The organism is Stenotrophomonas sp. YJH_SMC_130 (assembly GCF_059369035.1).
Map to the genome: position 1 here is coordinate 126,971 of NZ_JCAFSH010000005.1, position 18,327 is coordinate 145,297.

18 protein-coding genes and 1 pseudogene are annotated in these 18,327 nt (G+C 67.8%); 6 read left to right on the top strand and 13 right to left on the bottom strand.

Annotated elements, in window-relative coordinates; translation table 11 throughout:
• The first annotated feature begins 25 nt into the window (after positions 1-25).
• Positions 26-922 carry an oxygen-dependent coproporphyrinogen oxidase gene (gene hemF / locus AC5P5V_RS09870; protein ID WP_154351638.1) on the top strand — a complete coding sequence of 299 codons (897 nt, stop codon included), beginning with the start codon at positions 26-28 and terminating at the stop codon, positions 920-922.
• Between the two features lie 36 nt (positions 923-958).
• Here the strand turns inward: hemF and AC5P5V_RS09875 are convergent.
• Together AC5P5V_RS09875 and polA are read right to left on the bottom strand one after the other, a co-directional pair.
• Positions 959-1,126: pseudogene (locus tag AC5P5V_RS09875) on the bottom strand (YetF domain-containing protein); the annotation flags it as partial.
• A 370-nt stretch (positions 1,127-1,496) separates the two neighbouring features.
• Complete coding sequence (gene polA / locus AC5P5V_RS09880) at positions 1,497-4,271, bottom strand: DNA polymerase I (RefSeq protein ID WP_231352398.1); 2,775 nt, start codon at positions 4,269-4,271, stop codon at positions 1,497-1,499.
• Between the two features lie 98 nt (positions 4,272-4,369).
• Between polA and AC5P5V_RS09885 the strand changes: the two genes are divergently transcribed.
• On the top strand, positions 4,370-4,654 hold the full coding sequence (locus AC5P5V_RS09885; RefSeq protein ID WP_049443782.1) for a DUF2782 domain-containing protein: 285 nt from the start codon (positions 4,370-4,372) through the stop codon (positions 4,652-4,654).
• Positions 4,655-4,801: 147 nt separating this feature from the next.
• Here AC5P5V_RS09885 and AC5P5V_RS09890 read toward each other — a convergent pair whose 3' ends face one another.
• The 11 genes from AC5P5V_RS09890 to AC5P5V_RS09940 all read right to left on the bottom strand — a co-directional run bounded on the left by AC5P5V_RS09890 (position 4,802) and on the right by AC5P5V_RS09940 (position 14,795).
• Complete coding sequence (locus tag AC5P5V_RS09890; protein WP_005420335.1) at positions 4,802-5,248, bottom strand: universal stress protein; 447 nt, start codon at positions 5,246-5,248, stop codon at positions 4,802-4,804.
• Between the two features lie 204 nt (positions 5,249-5,452).
• Positions 5,453-6,007 carry a hypothetical protein gene (locus AC5P5V_RS09895; protein WP_134969325.1) on the bottom strand — a complete coding sequence of 185 codons (555 nt, stop codon included), beginning with the start codon at positions 6,005-6,007 and terminating at the stop codon, positions 5,453-5,455.
• Positions 6,008-6,113: 106 nt separating this feature from the next.
• On the bottom strand, positions 6,114-6,440 hold the full coding sequence (locus AC5P5V_RS09900; protein WP_049454192.1) for a low molecular weight protein tyrosine phosphatase family protein: 327 nt from the start codon (positions 6,438-6,440) through the stop codon (positions 6,114-6,116).
• Between the two features lie 65 nt (positions 6,441-6,505).
• Positions 6,506-8,698: a DNA helicase II gene (uvrD, locus tag AC5P5V_RS09905; RefSeq protein ID WP_134969326.1), complete on the bottom strand. Its 2,193-nt coding sequence runs from the start codon at positions 8,696-8,698 to the stop codon at positions 6,506-6,508.
• Between the two features lie 9 nt (positions 8,699-8,707).
• Positions 8,708-10,129: an FAD/NAD(P)-binding protein gene (locus AC5P5V_RS09910; protein ID WP_231352399.1), complete on the bottom strand. Its 1,422-nt coding sequence runs from the start codon at positions 10,127-10,129 to the stop codon at positions 8,708-8,710.
• A gap of 45 nt (positions 10,130-10,174) precedes the next feature.
• Positions 10,175-11,593, bottom strand: a complete 1,419-nt coding sequence (cls, locus tag AC5P5V_RS09915) for a cardiolipin synthase (RefSeq protein ID WP_061480536.1) — start codon at positions 11,591-11,593, stop codon at positions 10,175-10,177.
• Between the two features lie 125 nt (positions 11,594-11,718).
• Complete coding sequence (locus AC5P5V_RS09920; RefSeq protein ID WP_014038959.1) at positions 11,719-11,967, bottom strand: hypothetical protein; 249 nt, start codon at positions 11,965-11,967, stop codon at positions 11,719-11,721.
• 517 nt (positions 11,968-12,484) lie between these two features.
• The gene (gene rpmG / locus AC5P5V_RS09925; protein WP_169411268.1) at positions 12,485-12,652 is read right to left on the bottom strand and encodes a 50S ribosomal protein L33; all 168 of its coding nucleotides are present in this window, start codon (positions 12,650-12,652) and stop codon (positions 12,485-12,487) included.
• A gap of 10 nt (positions 12,653-12,662) precedes the next feature.
• Complete coding sequence (rpmB, locus tag AC5P5V_RS09930; protein WP_005411638.1) at positions 12,663-12,899, bottom strand: 50S ribosomal protein L28; 237 nt, start codon at positions 12,897-12,899, stop codon at positions 12,663-12,665.
• Positions 12,900-13,221: 322 nt separating this feature from the next.
• On the bottom strand, positions 13,222-13,731 hold the full coding sequence (dnaQ, locus tag AC5P5V_RS09935; protein WP_061480535.1) for a DNA polymerase III subunit epsilon: 510 nt from the start codon (positions 13,729-13,731) through the stop codon (positions 13,222-13,224).
• A gap of 170 nt (positions 13,732-13,901) precedes the next feature.
• Positions 13,902-14,795 carry a LysR family transcriptional regulator gene (locus tag AC5P5V_RS09940; RefSeq protein WP_061480534.1) on the bottom strand — a complete coding sequence of 298 codons (894 nt, stop codon included), beginning with the start codon at positions 14,793-14,795 and terminating at the stop codon, positions 13,902-13,904.
• A gap of 108 nt (positions 14,796-14,903) precedes the next feature.
• Here AC5P5V_RS09940 and AC5P5V_RS09945 point away from each other — a divergent pair, with 108 nt between their 5' ends.
• The 4 genes from AC5P5V_RS09945 to AC5P5V_RS09960 all read left to right on the top strand — a co-directional run bounded on the left by AC5P5V_RS09945 (position 14,904) and on the right by AC5P5V_RS09960 (position 18,320).
• Positions 14,904-15,293 carry a RidA family protein gene (locus AC5P5V_RS09945; protein WP_061480533.1) on the top strand — a complete coding sequence of 130 codons (390 nt, stop codon included), beginning with the start codon at positions 14,904-14,906 and terminating at the stop codon, positions 15,291-15,293.
• 191 nt (positions 15,294-15,484) lie between these two features.
• Positions 15,485-15,823 carry a hypothetical protein gene (locus AC5P5V_RS09950; protein WP_134969470.1) on the top strand — a complete coding sequence of 113 codons (339 nt, stop codon included), beginning with the start codon at positions 15,485-15,487 and terminating at the stop codon, positions 15,821-15,823.
• A 56-nt stretch (positions 15,824-15,879) separates the two neighbouring features.
• Positions 15,880-17,133 carry a TolC family protein gene (locus AC5P5V_RS09955; RefSeq protein WP_231352400.1) on the top strand — a complete coding sequence of 418 codons (1,254 nt, stop codon included), beginning with the start codon at positions 15,880-15,882 and terminating at the stop codon, positions 17,131-17,133.
• Positions 17,130-18,320: an efflux RND transporter periplasmic adaptor subunit gene (locus tag AC5P5V_RS09960; protein ID WP_231352401.1), complete on the top strand. Its 1,191-nt coding sequence runs from the start codon at positions 17,130-17,132 to the stop codon at positions 18,318-18,320. Before AC5P5V_RS09955 ends, AC5P5V_RS09960 begins: the two co-directional genes overlap by 4 nt.
• Positions 18,321-18,327 lie beyond the last annotated feature (7 nt).

An 18,327-nucleotide genomic window follows, 5' to 3' on the forward strand; every position in this document is an offset into this window, starting at 1 on the left:
CGGGCCCTGCGGTAAAGTACGCGCCATGAACGAATTCGAGCGCGTTCGCGCCTACCTCACCGAGCTGCAGGACCGCATCTGTGCGGCGATCGAGGCCGTCGATGGCCGGGCCCGCTTCCAGGAAGACCTGTGGCAGCGTGCCGAGGGCGGTGGCGGGCGTACCCGCGTGCTGCGCGACGGCGCGGTGTTCGAGCAGGCCGGCATCGGCTTCTCCGACGTCGCTGGCAGCCGCCTGCCGCCGTCGGCCTCGGCCAACCGCCCGGAACTGGCGGGCGCCTCCTGGCGCGCCACCGGCGTGTCGCTGGTGTTCCACCCGCTCAACCCGTACGTGCCGACCACCCATGCCAACGTGCGCTTCTTCCAGGCGCAGCGCGACGGTGAAGTGGTGGCCAGCTGGTTCGGCGGCGGCTTCGACCTGACCCCGTTCTATCCGTTCGACGAGGACGTGCAGCACTGGCACCGGGTCGCACGCGATCTGTGTGCGCCGTTCGGCGACGAACGCTACGCCGCGCACAAGCGCTGGTGCGACGAATACTTCTTCCTGCGTCATCGCAACGAAACGCGCGGCGTCGGCGGTCTGTTCTTCGACGACCTGCACGGCGACTTCGAGCGCGATTTCGATTATCTGCGCGCGGTCGGCGACGGCTTCCTCGATGCGTACCTGCCGATCGTGCAGCAGCGCAAGGACACCCCGCATGGCGAACGCGAACGCGAGTTCCAGCTGTACCGCCGCGGCCGCTACGTGGAATTCAACCTGGTCTACGACCGCGGCACCCTGTTCGGGCTGCAGAGCGGTGGCCGCAGCGAAAGCATCCTGATGAGCCTGCCGCCGCGGGTGCGCTGGGAGTACGGCTTCTCGCCCGAAACCGGCAGCCCCGAATCGCGACTTGCCGACTACCTGGTGCCGCGCGACTGGCTCTGAGGGGTGTCGTCGCGCGGGACGTGGGCTCGGCGCTGGTCAGCTGCCCTTTCGCGCGATGATGGTGATGTGCCCTGTCGTCTCCAGCAGGGCAATCTGCACGTCTTCAATCTGCAGCCCGCCCTGCTGGCGGAGCGCGGCATCGAAGTCGGCGCGGCTGATCAGCTCGCGCCGAAGTACCGCCTCGAACAGGCGACCACCGCGCGCAGGATGAATTCCCACCACGGCATGGCCAGCGCGAACAGGTCGGGCATGGTCTTCCCTTGCTGGACAGTGGCCCAGCCTGACCCCATCTGCGGTTCCGGCAGCACAAATAAAAAGCCCCGCTGACCAGGGGGAGGTCAACGGGGCCGGGGAACGGGCACTTGGGGAGGAGTCCCCTTCCGAGATCTGCTCCAGGGGATGGGAGAGATCCACAACAGGCATTGCGCCTGTCGGGAGTTATAGAAGCACTCCAAACACTAACGGTTCGTGAAGGGGCCCCATTTAATGAAATTCAATCGGGGAAACATTCATGGTCGAGTCAGAAACCCCCGACTCATGAACACATTCACGTCGTTTTCGGCCTGAAATGCCGTCAGTGCGCTTCGTCCCAGTTGTTGCCGACGCCCGTGTCGACCACCAGAGGCACCCGCAGTTTGGCCGCTTGCGACATGCGCTCCACCACCTGCAAACGCAAGTCTTCCACGAAACCGCTTTCGGTTTCGAACACCAGTTCATCGTGCACCTGCAGGATCATCCGTGCCGGTGCCCCGCTGTCGCGCAGCCACTGGTCCACATCCACCATTGCACGCTTGATGATGTCGGCGGCGGTGCCCTGCATCGGCGCGTTGATCGCGGCGCGCTCGGCCCCGGCACGCAGGCCCTGGTTGCGGGCGTGGATGTCGTTCAGGTACAGGCGGCGGCCGAACAGGGTTTCCACGTAGCCCTGGTCGCGGGCCTGCTGGCGCATCCGCTCCATGAAGTCGCGCACGCCCGGGTAGCGGCTGAAGTACAGCGCCACATAGTCCTGCGCCTGGCCCCGGTCGATGCCCAGGTTGCGGGCCAGGCCGAAGGCGCTCATGCCGTACATCAGGCCGAAGTTGATCGCCTTGGCGGCGCGGCGCTCGTTCGGGGTCACCTCTTCCAGCGTGCGCCCGAACACCTCGGCGGCGGTGGCACGGTGCACGTCGGCGCCCTGCTCGAAGGCGCGCACCAGGCCCGGATCCTCGGACAGGTGCGCCATGATCCGCAGCTCGATCTGCGAATAGTCGGCGGCCAGCAGCTGGAAGCCTTCCGGCGCCACGAACGCGCGGCGGATGCGGCGGCCGTCCTCGGTGCGGATCGGGATGTTCTGCAGGTTCGGGTCCGACGAGGACAGGCGGCCGGTAGCGGCGCCGGACTGGTGGTAGCTGGTGTGCACCCGGCCGGTGTCCGGATTGACCATCTCCGGCAGCTTGTCGGTGTAGGTGCTGCGCAGCTTGGCCAATCCGCGGTAGTCGAGGATCACCCGCGGCAGTTCATGCTGGTCGGCAATCGCCTCCAGCGCCTCTTCGTTGGTGCTGGGCTGGCCCTTCGGGGTCTTCACCACCGCCGGCAGCTTCAGCTCGTCGAACAGCACCGCCTGGAGCTGCTTGGGCGAATCCAGGTTGAAGCTGCGCCCGGCCAGCTCGGTGGCCTTCTGCTGCGCGGCCAGCATGCGCGAGGACAGGTCCTGGCTCTGGCGGCGCAGTTCGTCGGTGTCGATCCGCACGCCGTTGGCTTCGATCGTGGTCAGCACCGGCACCAGCGGCATCTCGATGGTGCGGTACACGCTGTCCAGCGCCGGCTCGGCCAGCAGCTGCGGCTGCAGCGCGCGATGCAGGCGCAGGGTGATGTCGGCGTCCTCCGCCGCATAGCGGCTGGCTTCGTCGATGCCCACCTGCGAGAACGGAATCTGCTTGGCACCCTTGCCGGCCACGTCCTCGAACTTGAGGGTGGTGTAGCCCAGGTAACGCAGGGCCAGCGAATCCATGTCGTGGCGGGTGGCGGTGGAGTTGAGCACGAAGCTCTCGAGCATGGTGTCGTCGTGGTAGCCCTGCACCTCCACGCCGTGGCGGCGCAGCACATGCAGGTCGTACTTGCCATGCTGGCCCAGCTTCTTCTTCGCCGGGTCCTGCAGCACCGGCCGCAGCGCATCCAGCACCTGCTGCATCGGCAGCTGGGCCGGCGCACCCGGGTAATCGTGGCCGACCGGAATGTAGGCCGCCCTGCCCGGCTCGACCGCCAGGCTGACGCCGACCAGGCGCGCGCGCATCGCGTCCAGCGCATCGGTTTCAGTATCGAAGCTGATCAGCTCGGCCTGCTGCAGGCGTTCGATCCAGGCCTGCAGCTGCCCGCTGGTCAGCACGGTCTCGTATTCACCCGGCGCGGACAGTGCCGGATCCAGCGTGCCGGCGGCGGGCGCCTCGACGCTGCCACGCGCGAAGCCGGCCGCAGTGCCGCGCAGGCTCGGGGTCGCCTCGCTGGCGGCCACCGGTGCCGGCACCGGCGCGCCCAGCTCCTTCAACGCCTGGGTGAAGCCATAGCGCGTATACAGCTCGGTCAGCGCCGGCACATCCTGCTCGCGCAGGGCCAGCGTGGCCGGGCTGGCGTCCAGTTCCACGTCGGTACGGATGGTCACCAGCTCGCGGTTCAGCGGCAGCCGCTCCAGGGCGGCACGCAGGTTCTCGCCGATCTTGCCCTTCATGGTCGGCGCGGCCGCCATCACCCCGTCCAGGTGCTGGTACTCGGCCAGCCACTTGGCAGCGGTCTTCGGCCCGCACTTCTCCACGCCCGGCACGTTGTCGACCGCGTCGCCCATCAGCGCCAGCAGGTCGATGATCTGATCGGCGCGCACGCCGAACTTGTCCATCACCGCCGCGTCGGAATCCATGCGGCTGCCGGTCATGGTGTTGACCAGTTCGATGCCCGGCCGCACCAGCTGGGCGAAGTCCTTGTCACCGGTGGAAATGGTCACCTTCAGGTCCTGCGCCAGGCCCTGCAGCGCAAGCGTGCCGATCACATCGTCGGCTTCCACGCCGGGGATGCGCAGGATGCTGATGCCCAGCGCTTCGACGATGCGGCACATCGGCTCGACCTGGCTGCGCAGTTCATCGGGCATCGGCGGGCGGTTGGCCTTGTACTGGTCGTACAGGTCATCACGGAAGGTCTTGCCGGGCGCATCGACCACGAACGCGACGTAGGCCGGGCGCTCCTTCAGCGTCGAACGCAGCATGTTGACCACGCCGAACAGCGCGCCGGTGGGTTCACCCTGTGCATTGGACAGGGGCGGCAGCGCGTGGAACGCGCGGTACAGGTAACTGGACCCGTCGATCAGGACTAATCTGCTCATGCGCCGATTCTACGCGCCCGTGCCTGCACCGCGGCGACACGGCGCGCACACCGCGATGGGGCATAATCAGGGCTCTTTCCAGGCAAAGGCCCCCGCCGATGAAGACCCTGATGCTGGCTTCCCTGCTCCTGCTCGCTGGCTGCGCCAGCATGGGTGGCGCGGGTGCTCCCCCGGTGGACGTCAAGGGCGCGGATGTGTCCAGGCGCACCATGGACAACGGCGATGTCATCGAGGAATACCGTGTGTCCGGCCAGCTGCGCATGGTCAAGGTGACCCCGTCGCGCGGTGCCCCGTTCTACATGTACGACAAGAACGGCGATGGCCGATTCGACAACGACAAGGATGGCGTGTCGCCGGTCTACTGGAAGCTGTACAGCTGGTGAGGTGACCGGGTCGGATCCCTGCGATCCAGTAGATCCACGCCATGCGTGGATTCACCCCAGCCCCCTAAAAAAAACAACGCCGGCACGCATCCTGCGCACCGGCGTCGGGTCCCCTCCCCGGGGAACGCTTCAATCAGCGGGTATGGATCAGCGGATGACCAGTACCGGCAGCGTGCTGCGCGCCAGCACCTCGGCAGTCTGGCTGCCCAGCAGTACACGGGTCACGCCACGGCGGCCGTGCGAGGTCATCACGATCAGGTCGCTGTTGCGCTCGGCCGCCGTCTCGATGATGCCGTCGGCCGCGTAGCGGTCCAGCACGTGCACCGGGTTGGCCGTGATGCCCTGCTCGGCGGCCTTGGCCAGCGCCGGCTGCAGCACCTTCTGCGCGCCCTCCTCGCGGTCGGCCTTGTATTCCGGGCTGTTCATGTAGCCCACGCTCCAGCCCATGGCGTCATACATGCCCACGGCCCACGGCTCGGACACGGTCACGATATCGACCTCGGCATTGAGGTCCTTGGCCAGCTCCAGGCCCTTGGCCAGGCCCTTGTCGGCCAGCTCGGACCCGTCAGTGGCAATCAGGATGCGCTTGTACATGGTAGGGCTCCGTGGCGGTCTGCCAGATGGGAACAACACCATTGCACACCGGATGTGGAGGCGGCGCCTTGAGCAGGATCAATCCGGCGCCGTGCAGCGGCCCGTGCGCGCCACCCGCTTGCCCGCCCCCCTTCTGTAGAGCCGAGCCCATGCTCGGCTTCGGATGCATGAGCCGAGCATGACTCGGCTCCACATTTTCCGCCCTCAGGCGATCTGCACCACGCGTGCGTTCTGGCACAGGGGGTAGCTGCCCACGAATTCAGCGATCGCATCGCGCATCGCCTCGAACGATTGGCCGTACATGTACAGCGCGGTCTCGCTCGGGCCCTGCCACCAGCTGCAGATCTCGCCAAGGCCATCAATGCGCTCGGACAGCTGCTCGAACACGTGGTTGGAATCGCACTGTTCGTAGACCTCGTCCGGCAGGTTCAGGCCATCCAGGTAGATGCCCAGGCCCTCGGTCACGCCGAAGCTGCGATCGGCTTCACCCGCGCCCTGGATCTTCGAGCCCTTCGGCGCACCCAGCTGTTCCAGCAGATCGATCAGCTTCGGCACGCCATCGGCATCGACCAGCGCCACTTCGATATCGCCGTATTCGACCTCACCCAGGTCGGACATCGCCGTGCCGCCGCCGGTGATCTCGCCGACATTGGCCGCCTGCAGCAGCGCATCGAGTGGGTCCTCGAACAGTTCGTGGCGATGCTCGGGCTGCAGCCGGGCGTTCAACGTCACGGTGACGTGCAGCGTGGGTTCGGTCATGGGAGCGGTCCTGAAAGAAGTGCCGCCTATTGTAGAGCCGAGCCCATGCTCGGCTGCTTTTCGCGCCAGAAGCAGCCGAGCATGGGCTCGGCTCTACAACAGCCCGTCAGCGCAGGAACGGGGTCACCTTGCGCTTGAGCAGCTCCACCAGCACCGGGTCCATGTACTCGTAGTCATCCGGGATATCCAGGCAGATCACTCGCTTGCCGTTCAACCACGCCTTGTAGCGGCTGGACAGCCGGTTGCGGTGGGCGCGCTCCATCACGAACACCAGGTCGGCCCACTGCAGCAGCTCGGGGCTGAGCACTTCCTCGGCGTCGGCCAGCAACCCGGCTGAGGCGGTCTCGATGCCCGGCCAATCGGCGAAGACCTGCTCGGCGGTGGGGCTGCGCAGGCGGTTCTGGCTGCAGAGGAAGAGCACGTTGCGGGTCATGCCGGCAGCCTAATCGGGGTCGGATCCCTTTTCCAACGGAAAGTGATCCGACCCCTTGGCGGTGATCAGATCACCGTCAGGTTGGCATACGCCATCACCAGCCACTTGCTGCCGGCGTCGGCAAACTCGACCTGCACGCGGGCGTGAGCGCCGTTGCCTTCGTAGTCGGTCACCATGCCTTCGCCGAACTTGGGATGGGTGACCAGCGCGCCGAGCTTGATCGGCGGCGCCTCGATCGAAGCATGGCCCATCACCCGGCTGGCGCCCATCGAGGCCGGCCGCGAGACCTGCACCTTGGGGCGCACTTCGTGCAGCAGCTCACGCGGAATCTCGCGCAGGAAGCGCGACGGCAGGCTGTAGTTGTCCTGGCCGTGGATGCGGCGCGATTCGGCATAGCTCAGCACCAGCTTCTGGCGCGCGCGGGTGATGCCGACGTAGGCCAGGCGGCGCTCTTCCTCCAGACGCCCGCTTTCTTCCAGCGAACGTGCGCTGGGGAACAGGCCGTCTTCCATGCCCGCCAGGAACACCAGCGGGAATTCCAGGCCCTTGGCCGAGTGCAGGGTCATCAGCTGCACGCCGTCCTCGCCGGCCTGCGCCTGGCCCTCACCGGCCTCCAGCGCGGCATAGGCCAGGAACGCGACCAGCTCGTCCATGTCCTCGCCCACTTCCTCGATGTCGTCGGCGCGGCGCACGAAGCGCGAGGCGACCGAGACCAGTTCGTCGAGGTTGTCGGTGCGCGATTCCGAGTCCAGCGCGTTGCGGCTTTCCTTGCTCCAGTGCTCGCGCAGCTGCGAGCGGGCCAGCACGTGGTCCACGCGCTCGGCCAGGGTCATGTGCACGGTCTGCGCCTGCAGCTCGTTGACCAGCCCCAGGAAGCCGGCCAGTGCATTGCGCGCGCGCGCGGCCAGCGCACTGCCCTGGGTGACCAGCATCGTTGCTTCCCACAGCGAGATGCCCTGCGCGCGCGCCTCGCGGCGCACTTCGTCCAGCGTGCGGTCGCCGATGCCACGCGTCGGCGTGTTGACCGCGCGCTCGAAGGCGGCGTCATCGTTGCGGTTGGACAGCAGGCGCAGGTAGGCCAGCGCGTCCTTGATTTCGGCACGCTCGAAGAAGCGCATGCCGCCATACACGCGGTACGGCACCTGTTCGCTCAGCAGCGCTTCTTCCAGCGCGCGCGACTGCGCGTTGCTGCGATAGAGCACGGCCACTTCGGTGTAGCTGCCACCGTCGCGCACCCACTGGCGGGCGCGCTCGACGATGTAGCGCGCCTCGTCCATCTCGTTGTACGCGGCGTACAGGTCGATCGGCTCGCCGTCACCGCTGTCGGTCCACAGCTGCTTGCCGATGCGATCCGGGTTGTGCGCGATCACCGCATTGGCGGCGCCGAGGATGTTGGCGGTGGAGCGGTAGTTCTGCTCCAGGCGGATGGTCTGCGCACCCGGGAAGTCGCGCAGGAAGCCCTGCACGTTCTCGACCTTGGCACCGCGCCAGCCGTAGATGGCCTGGTCATCGTCGCCGACCACGAATACGTGGCCGGAATCGCCGGCCAGCACGCGTACGAAGGCGTACTGGATGGCATTGGTGTCCTGGAACTCGTCCACCAGGATCTCGCGGAAGCGGGCGCGGTAGTGCGACAGCAGCGCCGGGTTGTCGCGCAGCAGTTCGTGCGCGCGCAGCAGCAGCTCGGCGAAGTCGACCAGGCCGGCGCGGTCGCAGCGTGCCTGGTACTCGATGTAGGCCTGCCGCATGGTCTCCAGCCACGCATCGTGCGGTTCGGGCTGGATGTGCTGCGGGCGGCGGCCTTCGTCCTTCTGCGCGTTGATCCACCACGCGATCTGCTTGGGCGGGTACTTGCCGTCGTCCAGCTCCAGCGCCTGCACCACGCGCTTGACCAGCCGCAGCTGGTCGTCCGAATCCATCACCTGGAAGCCTTCGGGCAGCTTCGCATCCTGCCAATGCAGGCGCAGCAGGCGGTTGGCCAGGCCGTGGAAGGTACCGATCCACATGCCACGGCTGCCATGGGGCAGCTGGGCATCGATGCGGTGGCGCATTTCGCCGGCCGCCTTGTTGGTGAAGGTCACCGCGAAAACGCCGTGGGTCGGCACGCCATCGACTTCATGCAGCCAGGCGATGCGGTGGGTGAGTACGCGGGTCTTGCCGGAACCGGCACCGGCCAGCACCAGGTGGTGGCCGGGGGGAGCGGAGACGGCTTCGCGCTGGGCCGGGTTCAGGCCATCAAGCAGGTGGGAGACATCCATGCCCCCATTTTACGGCATCGCCGTCGCGGCTCCTGCGACCACCTGGGTGGCCAGCGCCTGCGCCTGCTGACGCAGTTCAGGCACCGCCAGGCTTTCCCACAGGCTGCCGATGCGCAGGCTGCCGAGCACGCCCAGCCGTGCCTGCGGCTGGCCACTGGCGCTGCGCAGGCGGTCGCCCGGCACCGTGCTGTCCAGGCCCAGCCCATGCGGGCCGGGGCGTGCCAGGCCCTCGGCCTGCAGCTGCTGCAGCAACGGATTGCGCAGCGCACTGGCGCGGGTTTCCACGCCGGTGGCGTTGACCACACCGCCGATCGTCCAGTGCTGTTCATTGCCGTTGGCATCGCGACCCGACAGCCGCAGGGCATCGCCTTCGCGGCCGACGGATTGCAGGCGGGACCGGTGAATGCGCAGTTGGCCGCTTTCGATCAGCGCCTGCAGCTGTGCGTCGACCTCTTCGGCGATGCGGTGGCGATGCACGTCCCAGTAGCGCACCACATGGCGCAGGAAGCGGCGCTGGTCGGCCGCGTCGAGGCTGCACCACAGCGCCTGCCCGTGCGGACGGATGCGGTCCATCACGCCCTGCCACGGCAGCCCGTCGGCCTGCGCCTGGCGCGCAAACCCACGCAACGCGCGCAGGCGCTGGCGCAGGTTCATCTGCAGCAGCGTGGCCGGGTCGAACGTGGGCAGGCCGCCATGCGCATGCGGCAGCGGCAGCAGGCCATGGCGCGAGATCACGTGCAGCGGGCCGGTGTGGCCGGCGGCAACCAGCGCCAGCACGGTGTCGGCCATGCTCAGGCCGGAGCCGACGATGGCCACGGCCTGCTCACCGGCCAGGGTACGCACGCCGTCGTAGTCCCAGGCCTCGATCACATCATCGGCGGGCAGTGCCTCGGCACCGGCCACCGGCAGCGGCCGCATGCTGTTGCCGGTGGCAAGCACCGCCTGCACGGTGTGCAGCGTCCGGGCATCGCCAAGTGTCAGCCGGTAGCCATGGTCATCCGGCTGCAGGCCCAGCACCGGCTGCGCGATCACCTGCAGCTGCGCCGGGCTGGCCGCAGCGGCCTCCTGCAGGCGCTGCTGCAGGTAGGCCGCAAAGTAGTGGCGGCATACGTAACGCTCGCCCAGCACCTCGCGCGCCTGGCCCGGGTAGGCGTTGGCGGCCATCAGGTAGTCGAGGAAATCGCCGGGCTGGTCGGCAAACGCACTCATCTTCGCCGCCGGCACGTTCAGCAGGTGCTCCGGCCACGGCGTGGCATAGGCGATGCCCTGGGCCAGCTGCGAAGCCGGTTCGAGAATGGCCAACGCCAGTGGCGCCTTGGCTTGGCGCAGCACCTGGATCGCCACCAGCACCCCGGCCGCACCACCACCGATGATTGCCAGGTCCAGTTCGCCATTACGCGGTGAATCAGTCATGCGCCGATTGTAGGCCATCGGCGATGACGGGCCGGATTGCCGAAGCGGGCGGTTGCCACCGTTTCACATCAACGCATCGGCCAGCCGTGCGATGCCTTCGCGGCTGCGCCGCCACGTGGGACGGCTGCGCCACTGCTGCAGGTCCAGCTGCCGCGACTCGCGCAGGTAGCCATCCTCGATCGCGCACAGCTGCTGCACCAGCGCGCGGTCGTAGCAGACCAGGCCGATTTCGGCATTCAGCGCGAATGAGCGGATGTCCATGTTGATCGAGCCGAGCACGGCGATGTCCTCGTCCACGCTCATGTGCTTGGCATGCAGGAACTGCGGCTCGTACAGCGCGATGCGCACGCCACAGCGCAGCAGCTCGTCGTAGTAGGCCTCCTGCGCCCACGAGGTCAGCCGCTGGTTGTTGCTGGCCGACAGGATCAGCTGCACCTGCACGCCGGACAACGCCGCAATGCGCAAGGCGCTGAGCGTGGCTTCGTCGGGCACGAAGTACGGGGTGACCATCACCAGCCGTCGCCGCGCCAGATGGATCAACGCCGCCACCGCGTCGCGTGCGTTGCTGTACGGATAAGCCGGGCCGCTGGGCAGCAGCTGGGTGGCGATGTCGTCGCTGCACTCGGGCACATCGGCGATCACGTCCAGGCGCTGGCCGGTTTCCATGTACCAGTCGCTGGCGAACACCGCTTCCAGATGCGCCACCGCCGGGCCGCGCACGCGCGCCACCAGTTCGCGGTTCGGGTGGCCGGGCACGAACTGCGGGCCGGCCAGGTTCTGCGAACCGACATAGGCCACTTCGTTGTCGATCACCGCGATCTTGCGGTGGTTGCGCAGGTCCATGCGCCCGCTGCGGCGCCAGCGCAGGCCACCGGGCAGCATCGCGCGCACTTCGATGTCGCGCGCCTGCAGGCGCTTGCGATAGGCACGCAGGCCGCGCTTGGCGCCCACCGCGTCGAGCAGCACGCGGCACTGCACGCCACGCGCGGCGGCACGCTGCAAGGCCTCGACAATGGCCTCGCCGACCGCGTCATCGAACATCAGGTAGTACAGCAGGTGCACGCGGTCTTCGGCCTGGTCGATATCGGCAATCAGCGTGTGCAGCGATTCGTCGTAGTCGGTCAGCAGGTCGACCGCGTTGCCGTGCACGGGCATGAAGTCGCCCTGGCGCTGCACCAGCGGCACGATCTCGGCGCAGGCGGTGTCCGGCTGCGGTGTCCAGCGCAGGCGATGCTGCAGCGCCTGTTCCTCGCGGATGACCTGCGAGGCCTCGGCCTGGCGGCGGATGCGCTCGCGCGACAGCCACGGGTGGCCGAACAGCAGGTACAGCGGCAGGCCCAGCAGCGGCACGAAGCCGACCAGCAGCAGCCAGCTGCGCGCCGCCCCCGGCGTGGTGCGGGTGGGAATCCAGCACAGCGCGACCAGCCGGATCAGCCAGTCGATCAGCAGCAGGTAGGAACCCAGCAACCACTCGAACAGCATCGTGTCGCCCGTCGGGAGGTGATGGGCCATTCTGCCCAGCAGGATTTGCAGAGTCGAGCCATGCTCGACTGCCTTTCGGCCCGACAGCGGAGCAGCCGAGCGTGGGCTCGGCTCTACAGGATGGATCAATGCCGCACCGGCACCTCACACAGCTGCCGCACCGATTCGGCATGACGGCGGCCGTTGAGCGCCATGCAGGCGATCGCCTGTGCGGCCCGCTCCAGCTGCGCCTCCGGCAGCGGTGACGGCGCGCCGTTGGCCAGTGCCAGATGGTGGTCGCACAGCAGCAGCGCCATGCCCTCGATGCCTTGCAACATGCGCTGCAGGCGCAGCCAGCCCAGTTCCAGGTCCTGCCGGTGTGATGGGGTGTTCATGCAACCTCCTTCAACGGATCTGGCCACCGTGAAGGTGGCGGACGATGCGTGGTTGCAATACCGGGAAGCAATCAATCAGCAAACGAACCGGCGGGCGCAAGGCCCCCTCGCACCGTCCGCCATAGAGGCGGATAGGTCACCAACCGTCGCCGGAGAGATCTCCGGCGAAGGCGGGCGAGTCTACTGATTGATTGACTTCACGGGATTGCAAGCCCGACCGCTGCAACCGCAGCGGCTCGCCATCATGGGCACGGCCACGCCCGTCGTTCCAATCGATTTGAACAGCGCGAGGCGCCGGAACCAGTAGGAAGAATCACTTATCGCAATCGGCCCTTCGCTCCAGACATGGCGCCATTGGCGACAGCGTGCGCAGGGACTGCCCAGTGCCGACCAACGGTCGGCACCCACCACCACCACAGCAGCATCGGAACGGTCGGTATCCACCAGGTAAACGCAGGGCATAAAAAAACCCGCCACAAGGGCGGGTTTCTTCGCGGGGATCAGCAATCCGTGCGGATTACTTGATCTTGCCTTCCTTGTACAGGACGTGCTTGCGCACGACCGGATCGTACTTCAGGAATTCCATCTTCCCCGGGGTGTTCTTCTTGTTCTTGTCGGTCGTGTAGAAGTGGCCGGTACCGGCCGAGGAAATCATACGGACCTTATCGCGCTTGCCTGCCATGATGCTTTACTCCTCAGACCTTTTCGCCGCGCGCACGCAGCTCAGCCAGAACGGAATCGATGCCGTTCTTGTCGATGGTGCGCAGTGCATGCGCGGAAACACGAAGCTTGACCCAGCGGTTCTCGCTGGCCACCCAGAAACGGCGCTCGTGCAGATTCGGCAGGAAACGACGACGGGTCTTGTTGTTGGCGTGCGAGACGTTGTTACCCGTCTGCACTCGCTTGCCGGAAACCTGGCATACGCGGGACATTGCGCACCTCGATAGTAGTAGTTGTCAGCCCGTAGCCCGGGCGACGGCGGCCTCGATGGTTGCCCACCACACGTCAAGAGAATCAAAGGGTTACGCTGGCGTTGGGCGGCCGGGGACGTGCTCCCGGGGGCGCCGCCCGGTAGAAAACCGGACACAGCGAGCCGCGTATTATGCACGGGTTCAAGCACTTGCGCAAGTTACCCACAGGCGGGGGCTGAACACGGCGATCGCCCCCTGTAGAGCCGAGCCCACGCTCGGCTGCTGCGTCCCGGAACGCCTGAGCCGAGCGTGGGCTCGGCTCTACAACAATGACCGGGCCGGCTCAACGCAGGTGCGGAATCACCTGGGCGAGAAGATGGGCATCCTTCAACGCGCCGTGCAGGCCGCGCTGGCTGGGAATGCGCAGGCGCTGCAGCACATCATCCAGCTTGTTGCCCTGGCCGGGCCAGCGCCCGCGCGCCAGCTTCAGGCTGCAGGTGATGCGGCAATGCTGGGCCAGCGTGCCAGGAATACCGGACAGACGCAGCTCGTTGTCCAGGAAGCCCACATCGAAGGTGGCGTTGTGCGCGACCATCTCGCTGCCGCGCAGGAAGTCGAGCAGTTCAGCAGCCTTGCTGGAGAACAATGGCTTGCCCACCAGCATCGCATCGCTGATGCCGTGCACGCGCTGTGCGCCCCAGTCCACCTTGCGCTGCGGCTGCAGGTAGGTGTGGAACTGGCGGCCGGTGAGCTGACCATCGATCAGTTCGACGGCACCGATTTCGATCACCCGGTGCCCCAGGCGGTGGGAGATGCCGGTGGTTTCGGTATCCAGTGCGACGATGCGATTCATGCGTGGCGATGTTTCCTGTTGCGTGCCGCGATGATTTTCGCATGCTTGCAGCAGGAAGCTCCCTCTGTAGAGCCGAGCCCGCGCTCGGCTCACGCGCGAAGCGCGGGCCTTGAGCGCTGGTGACAGAAGCAGCCGAGCGTGAGCTCGGCTCTACAGATGCGCGCGCGCGATCACCCCAGCGCTTCCACCACCCAATCGATGAACACCCGCAGCCGCTGGCTCATGTGCCGGTTCGGCGGGAACATCACATGCATCGGCATCGGCGGCAGCTGCCAGTCCGGCAACACCGGCAACAGCTCGCCGCGCGCCACGTGCGGCTCGGCCATGTAGCTGGGCAGCGCCACCACGCCCAACCCCGCCAGCGCTGCGGCCAGATAGGCATTGCCGTCGTCAAAACCGACCGTGTAGCAGCCCTGCACCTCGATGCGCTCATCGCCGCGCTGTGCAACGAACACGCGTGCGCGGCCACTACGCGGGCTGAGGAAGCCGACCATGTGGTGATCGGGCCCTTCCAGCGCGCGCGGATCGGTCGGCAGGCCGAAACGCTGCACATAGCCGGGGCTGGCGTGGAAGCCGATCGGCAGCGCCGCCAGCGGCCGCGCCACCAGTGCCGGGTCGGCAGGGGTGCCGCCGCGGATCACGCAGTCGACGTTGTCGGCGATGACGTCGACCTCGCGGTCACTGACGCCGATATCCAGCTGGATCTCCGGGTAGCGCGCCTGAAACTCCGGCAGCGCCGGTACCAGCCGCAGCCGCGCGTAAGGCCCCGGCACATCCACGCGCAGGCGGCCGCGCGGCTGGCTGGCTGCGTCACCCAGCCCGCCCTCCACCTCTTCCAGCTCGGCCAGCAGGCGGGCGATGCGCGGGTAGTAGGCCGCGCCGTCGGCGGTGACGCTGACCCGGCGCGTGGTGCGGTTGAGCAGGCGCAGCCGCAGGTGTGCCTCCAGCTGCTGCACCAGCTGGGTGGCCGTGGTGCGGCTGATCTGCAGGGTCTGCGCCGCACGGGTGAAGCTGCCAGTCTCCACCACCCGGGCAAACGCCCGCATCGCCTCGAAACGGTCCATGGCTGGCCGGGATTGTTTGGAATTGGCAATCAATCTAGGCCGATCATCGCGGTTTATCCAGACACCGCTGGCGGGGAGGATGGCGTCCTCTCCCACGGGATCTTCCCCATGTCACAGCGTGATGTCGTTTTCCCCGCCGGCCGCCAAGCGCTGTACGAGCGCAACCGCTACTCACCGGCGATCCGATCCAACGGTTTCCTGTTCGTCTCCGGCCAGGTCGGCAGCCGTGAGGACGGCTCGCCCGAGCCGGACTTCGAAATGCAGGTGCGCCGCGCCTTCGAGAATCTCAATGCGGTGTTGGCTGCCGCAGGCTGCACGTTCGATGACGTAATCGACGTGACCGTGTTCCTGGTCGATCCGGAGAAGAACTTCGAGAAGGCCTGGGCGATCGTGCCCGAGTACTGGGGCCAGGCGCCGCACCCGACCCTGACCGGTATCGGCGTGACCTGGCTGTACGGGTTCCAGTTCGAGATCAAGGTGATCGCGAAGCTGCCGTGACCTTCGTTGTAGAGCCGAGCCCATGCTCGGCTGATCGTGCGACAGCAGCCGAGCATGGGCTCGGCTCTACAGAAGCGCAGCCCGGTGGGCCGAAAGGCGTGCCCGGCCCACCTGAACGGGAGGTTCCGACGAATTCCCGAGGTGGCCATTGATATTGTATCCGGCGAAAACCGCTTGCTAGCCTCCCGTCCATGCGCCGGATCACCCGCCAACTGCGTACGTACCTGATGATGCTGCTGATGGCGGCATTCGTGGTCGTTCCGGTGGCCGACGTGCTGGCCTGCGCGGTCGAACCGCACGACACCACTGCGGTGCACGTGGAAAGCAACACCAACGATGCCGAGGGTGACAGTGACCGCAAGCACGCCGGTGCCTGCAGCCACAACCACTGCCACCACTCCAACCTGAGCCTTCCGGCCAGCACCCTCGCCGCCTTCGGTGCGCCACTGCCGGCGCGCTGGATGAATGCCGGCGACGCGGCGACCTATGCGGTCGCCCAGGATGAATTGACGCGTCCCCCCCGGGCGTGAGTTGAGCGCGTCCCGCGATTGCGGGCTCCCGTTTCACTCACAACCGGAATCCCCCTATGTCGATCCTGACACCTCGGTCGCTGCGTGCGGCCGGGCGGGTCGTCGCCGTGTTGCTGGGCCTGGCCCCGGCGGCATCGGTGATGGCGCAAGCCGCCCCTTCCTACGACACCCTGCTTGAACGCCTGGACCAGCTGCCCGGTACCCGCGTCGGTGCGGCGCTGGCCGAGGCCGCCGATGCGCGCGCCGACCAAGCCCGTGCGTTGCCCAACCCTTCACTCTCCTACTCCGCCGAGAACGCCTGGGGTACCGGCTCCTATGGCGGCATGGGCAAGGCCGACAGCGTGCTTACCCTGTCCCAGCCGTTGGAGGTCTGGGGCCAGCGCGGCGCGCGCGTCCGTGCGGCCCGTGCCGAGGCCCAGGCGGCCAACCTGCGTGGCGCGCAGAGTCGCAGCGACGTGGCCAGCCAGCTGGCGGTGGTCTATGCACAGGCGGAAAGTGCACTGCGCCGCTACACCCTGGCCGAGGAAGCACTGTCACTGACCCGCGATGACGCCAACGCCGTCAACGCCATGGTCAAGCAGGGCCGCGAACCGCAGCTGCGTGCGGTGCAGGCGCAGAGCGAAGTGGCCAATGCCAGCGCCGCGCTGGATGAGGCGCAGGCCTTCCGCGACGCCGCGCTGGCCCGCCTGGCCGGCACCGCGCTGCTGGATGCGCCGGTGCAATCGATCGACGACAGCCTGCTCGACCGTGCGCCGCCGCTTCCACGCGGTGCCATCGATACCGCACTGGCGGTGCGCATCGCTGAAGCCGAGGCCGATGCGGCGGGCAAGCTGGTCGACGTGGAGCGCAAGCGCGCCCTGCCCGATCTGAGCGTCACCGCCGCGCAGACCCGCTTCCGCGAGGGGGGCGAGCGTGCCTACAACCTCGGGCTCAGCCTCAGCATCCCGCTGTTCGACCGCAACCGCGGGGGCATCCGCGCCGCCACTGCCGACCAGCGCGCGGCCGAGGCACGCCTGGACCAGCAGCGCCGCGACAGCGAGGCAGAGCGCCTCTCCGCGGTGGCCGGGTTGAAGGCCGCCAGCAGCCGTACCCGCGCCGCCGATGAAAGCGTGGTCGCCGCCGAAGAGGCGTATCGCCTGGCCCGCATCGGCTTCGACGCCGGACGCATCTCGCAGCTGGAACTGCGCAGCACGCGCAGCGCCCTCATCGCCGCCCGCGCCGCCGCTGTGGATGCGCGCCTGTCGCGCGTCGGCGCGGAAATCGATCTTGCCCGCCTTGAAGGGCGCGCACCTTTTGTGGAGGCCCCATGACTCTCTCCCGTACCTTCCCGCTGATCGGCGGCGTGCTGCTGACCGTGCTGCTGGCCGGCTGCGCAGGCAATGCGCAGACACCTGCAAATGAAGACTCCGCCGCGGCCAAGGCGGGCACCGACGATGGCCATGGCCACGCGACCGACAGCAAGGAAGCCAAGGCGCCGGCTGACGCCGATGAAGGCGTGGTGCCGCTGACCCCGGAGCAGATCAAGGCGTCCGGTATCGAGGTGGTCGCCATCGGCCGCGGTGGCGGTGGCTCGACGCGCCTGTCCGGCCGCGTCGAGCCGTCGGTGGGTGCCCGTGCCTCGGTGGCCTCGACCGTGACCGGCCGCGTCGAACGCGTGCTGGTCGCACCGGGCACCGCAGTGAAGCAGAACCAGGCCCTGGCCATCGTGGTCAGTGGCGAAGCGGCGGTGTTCCGTGCCAATGCGCTGGCCGCCTCGGCCGAAGCCGAGGCCGCGCGCCTGGCCTATGGCCGCGACAAGGCGCTGGTCGACCAGGGCGTGGTCGCGCGCCAGGAGATGGAAGCCTCGCGCGCACGTTCGCTGGCGGCACAGGCGCAGGCCGCTGCCGCGCAGGCCCAGGCCGCCGCCAACGGCGCGCCCGATGCCAGTGGCCGCGTGCGCATCACCAGTCCGGTGGCCGGCATCGTCGGTAACGTGCAGGTCACTCCGGGCGGTGTGGTCGCCGCCGGCAGTGCAGTCGCCGATGTAGCCGACCCGTCGATGAACGAGCTGGTGTTCACCGCACCGCCGGCGCTGGCTGCACAGGTCACGCCGGGCATGAAGCTGGAAGTGAGCGTGCCGGGGGGCAGCTTCACCGCCACCGTCACCGGCTCGGCCGCCGATGTCCGCCAGCAGGGCGGCGTCGCGGTGATCCGCGCCACGCCGGTGGATGCGTCGCTGCCGCCGGCCGGTTCGCCGGTGTCGGCCGTGGTGGTCACCGAAGGCCAGGACGGCTCGCTCAGCGTGCCCGCCGATGCGGTGCAGAACGTCGATGGCAGCAGCGCGGTGTTCGTCGCCGTCGAAGGCGGCTTCAAGGCGCAGCCGGTGCTGGCCGGGCGTCGCGCCGGCGACCGTATCGAGATCCTCGGTGGGCTGACCGGCAACGAGCGCATCGTCGGTGCCAACGCCTTCCTGCTCAAGGCCGAACTGGCCAAGGGCGAAGCCGAGCACGGCCACTGAGGAGGCG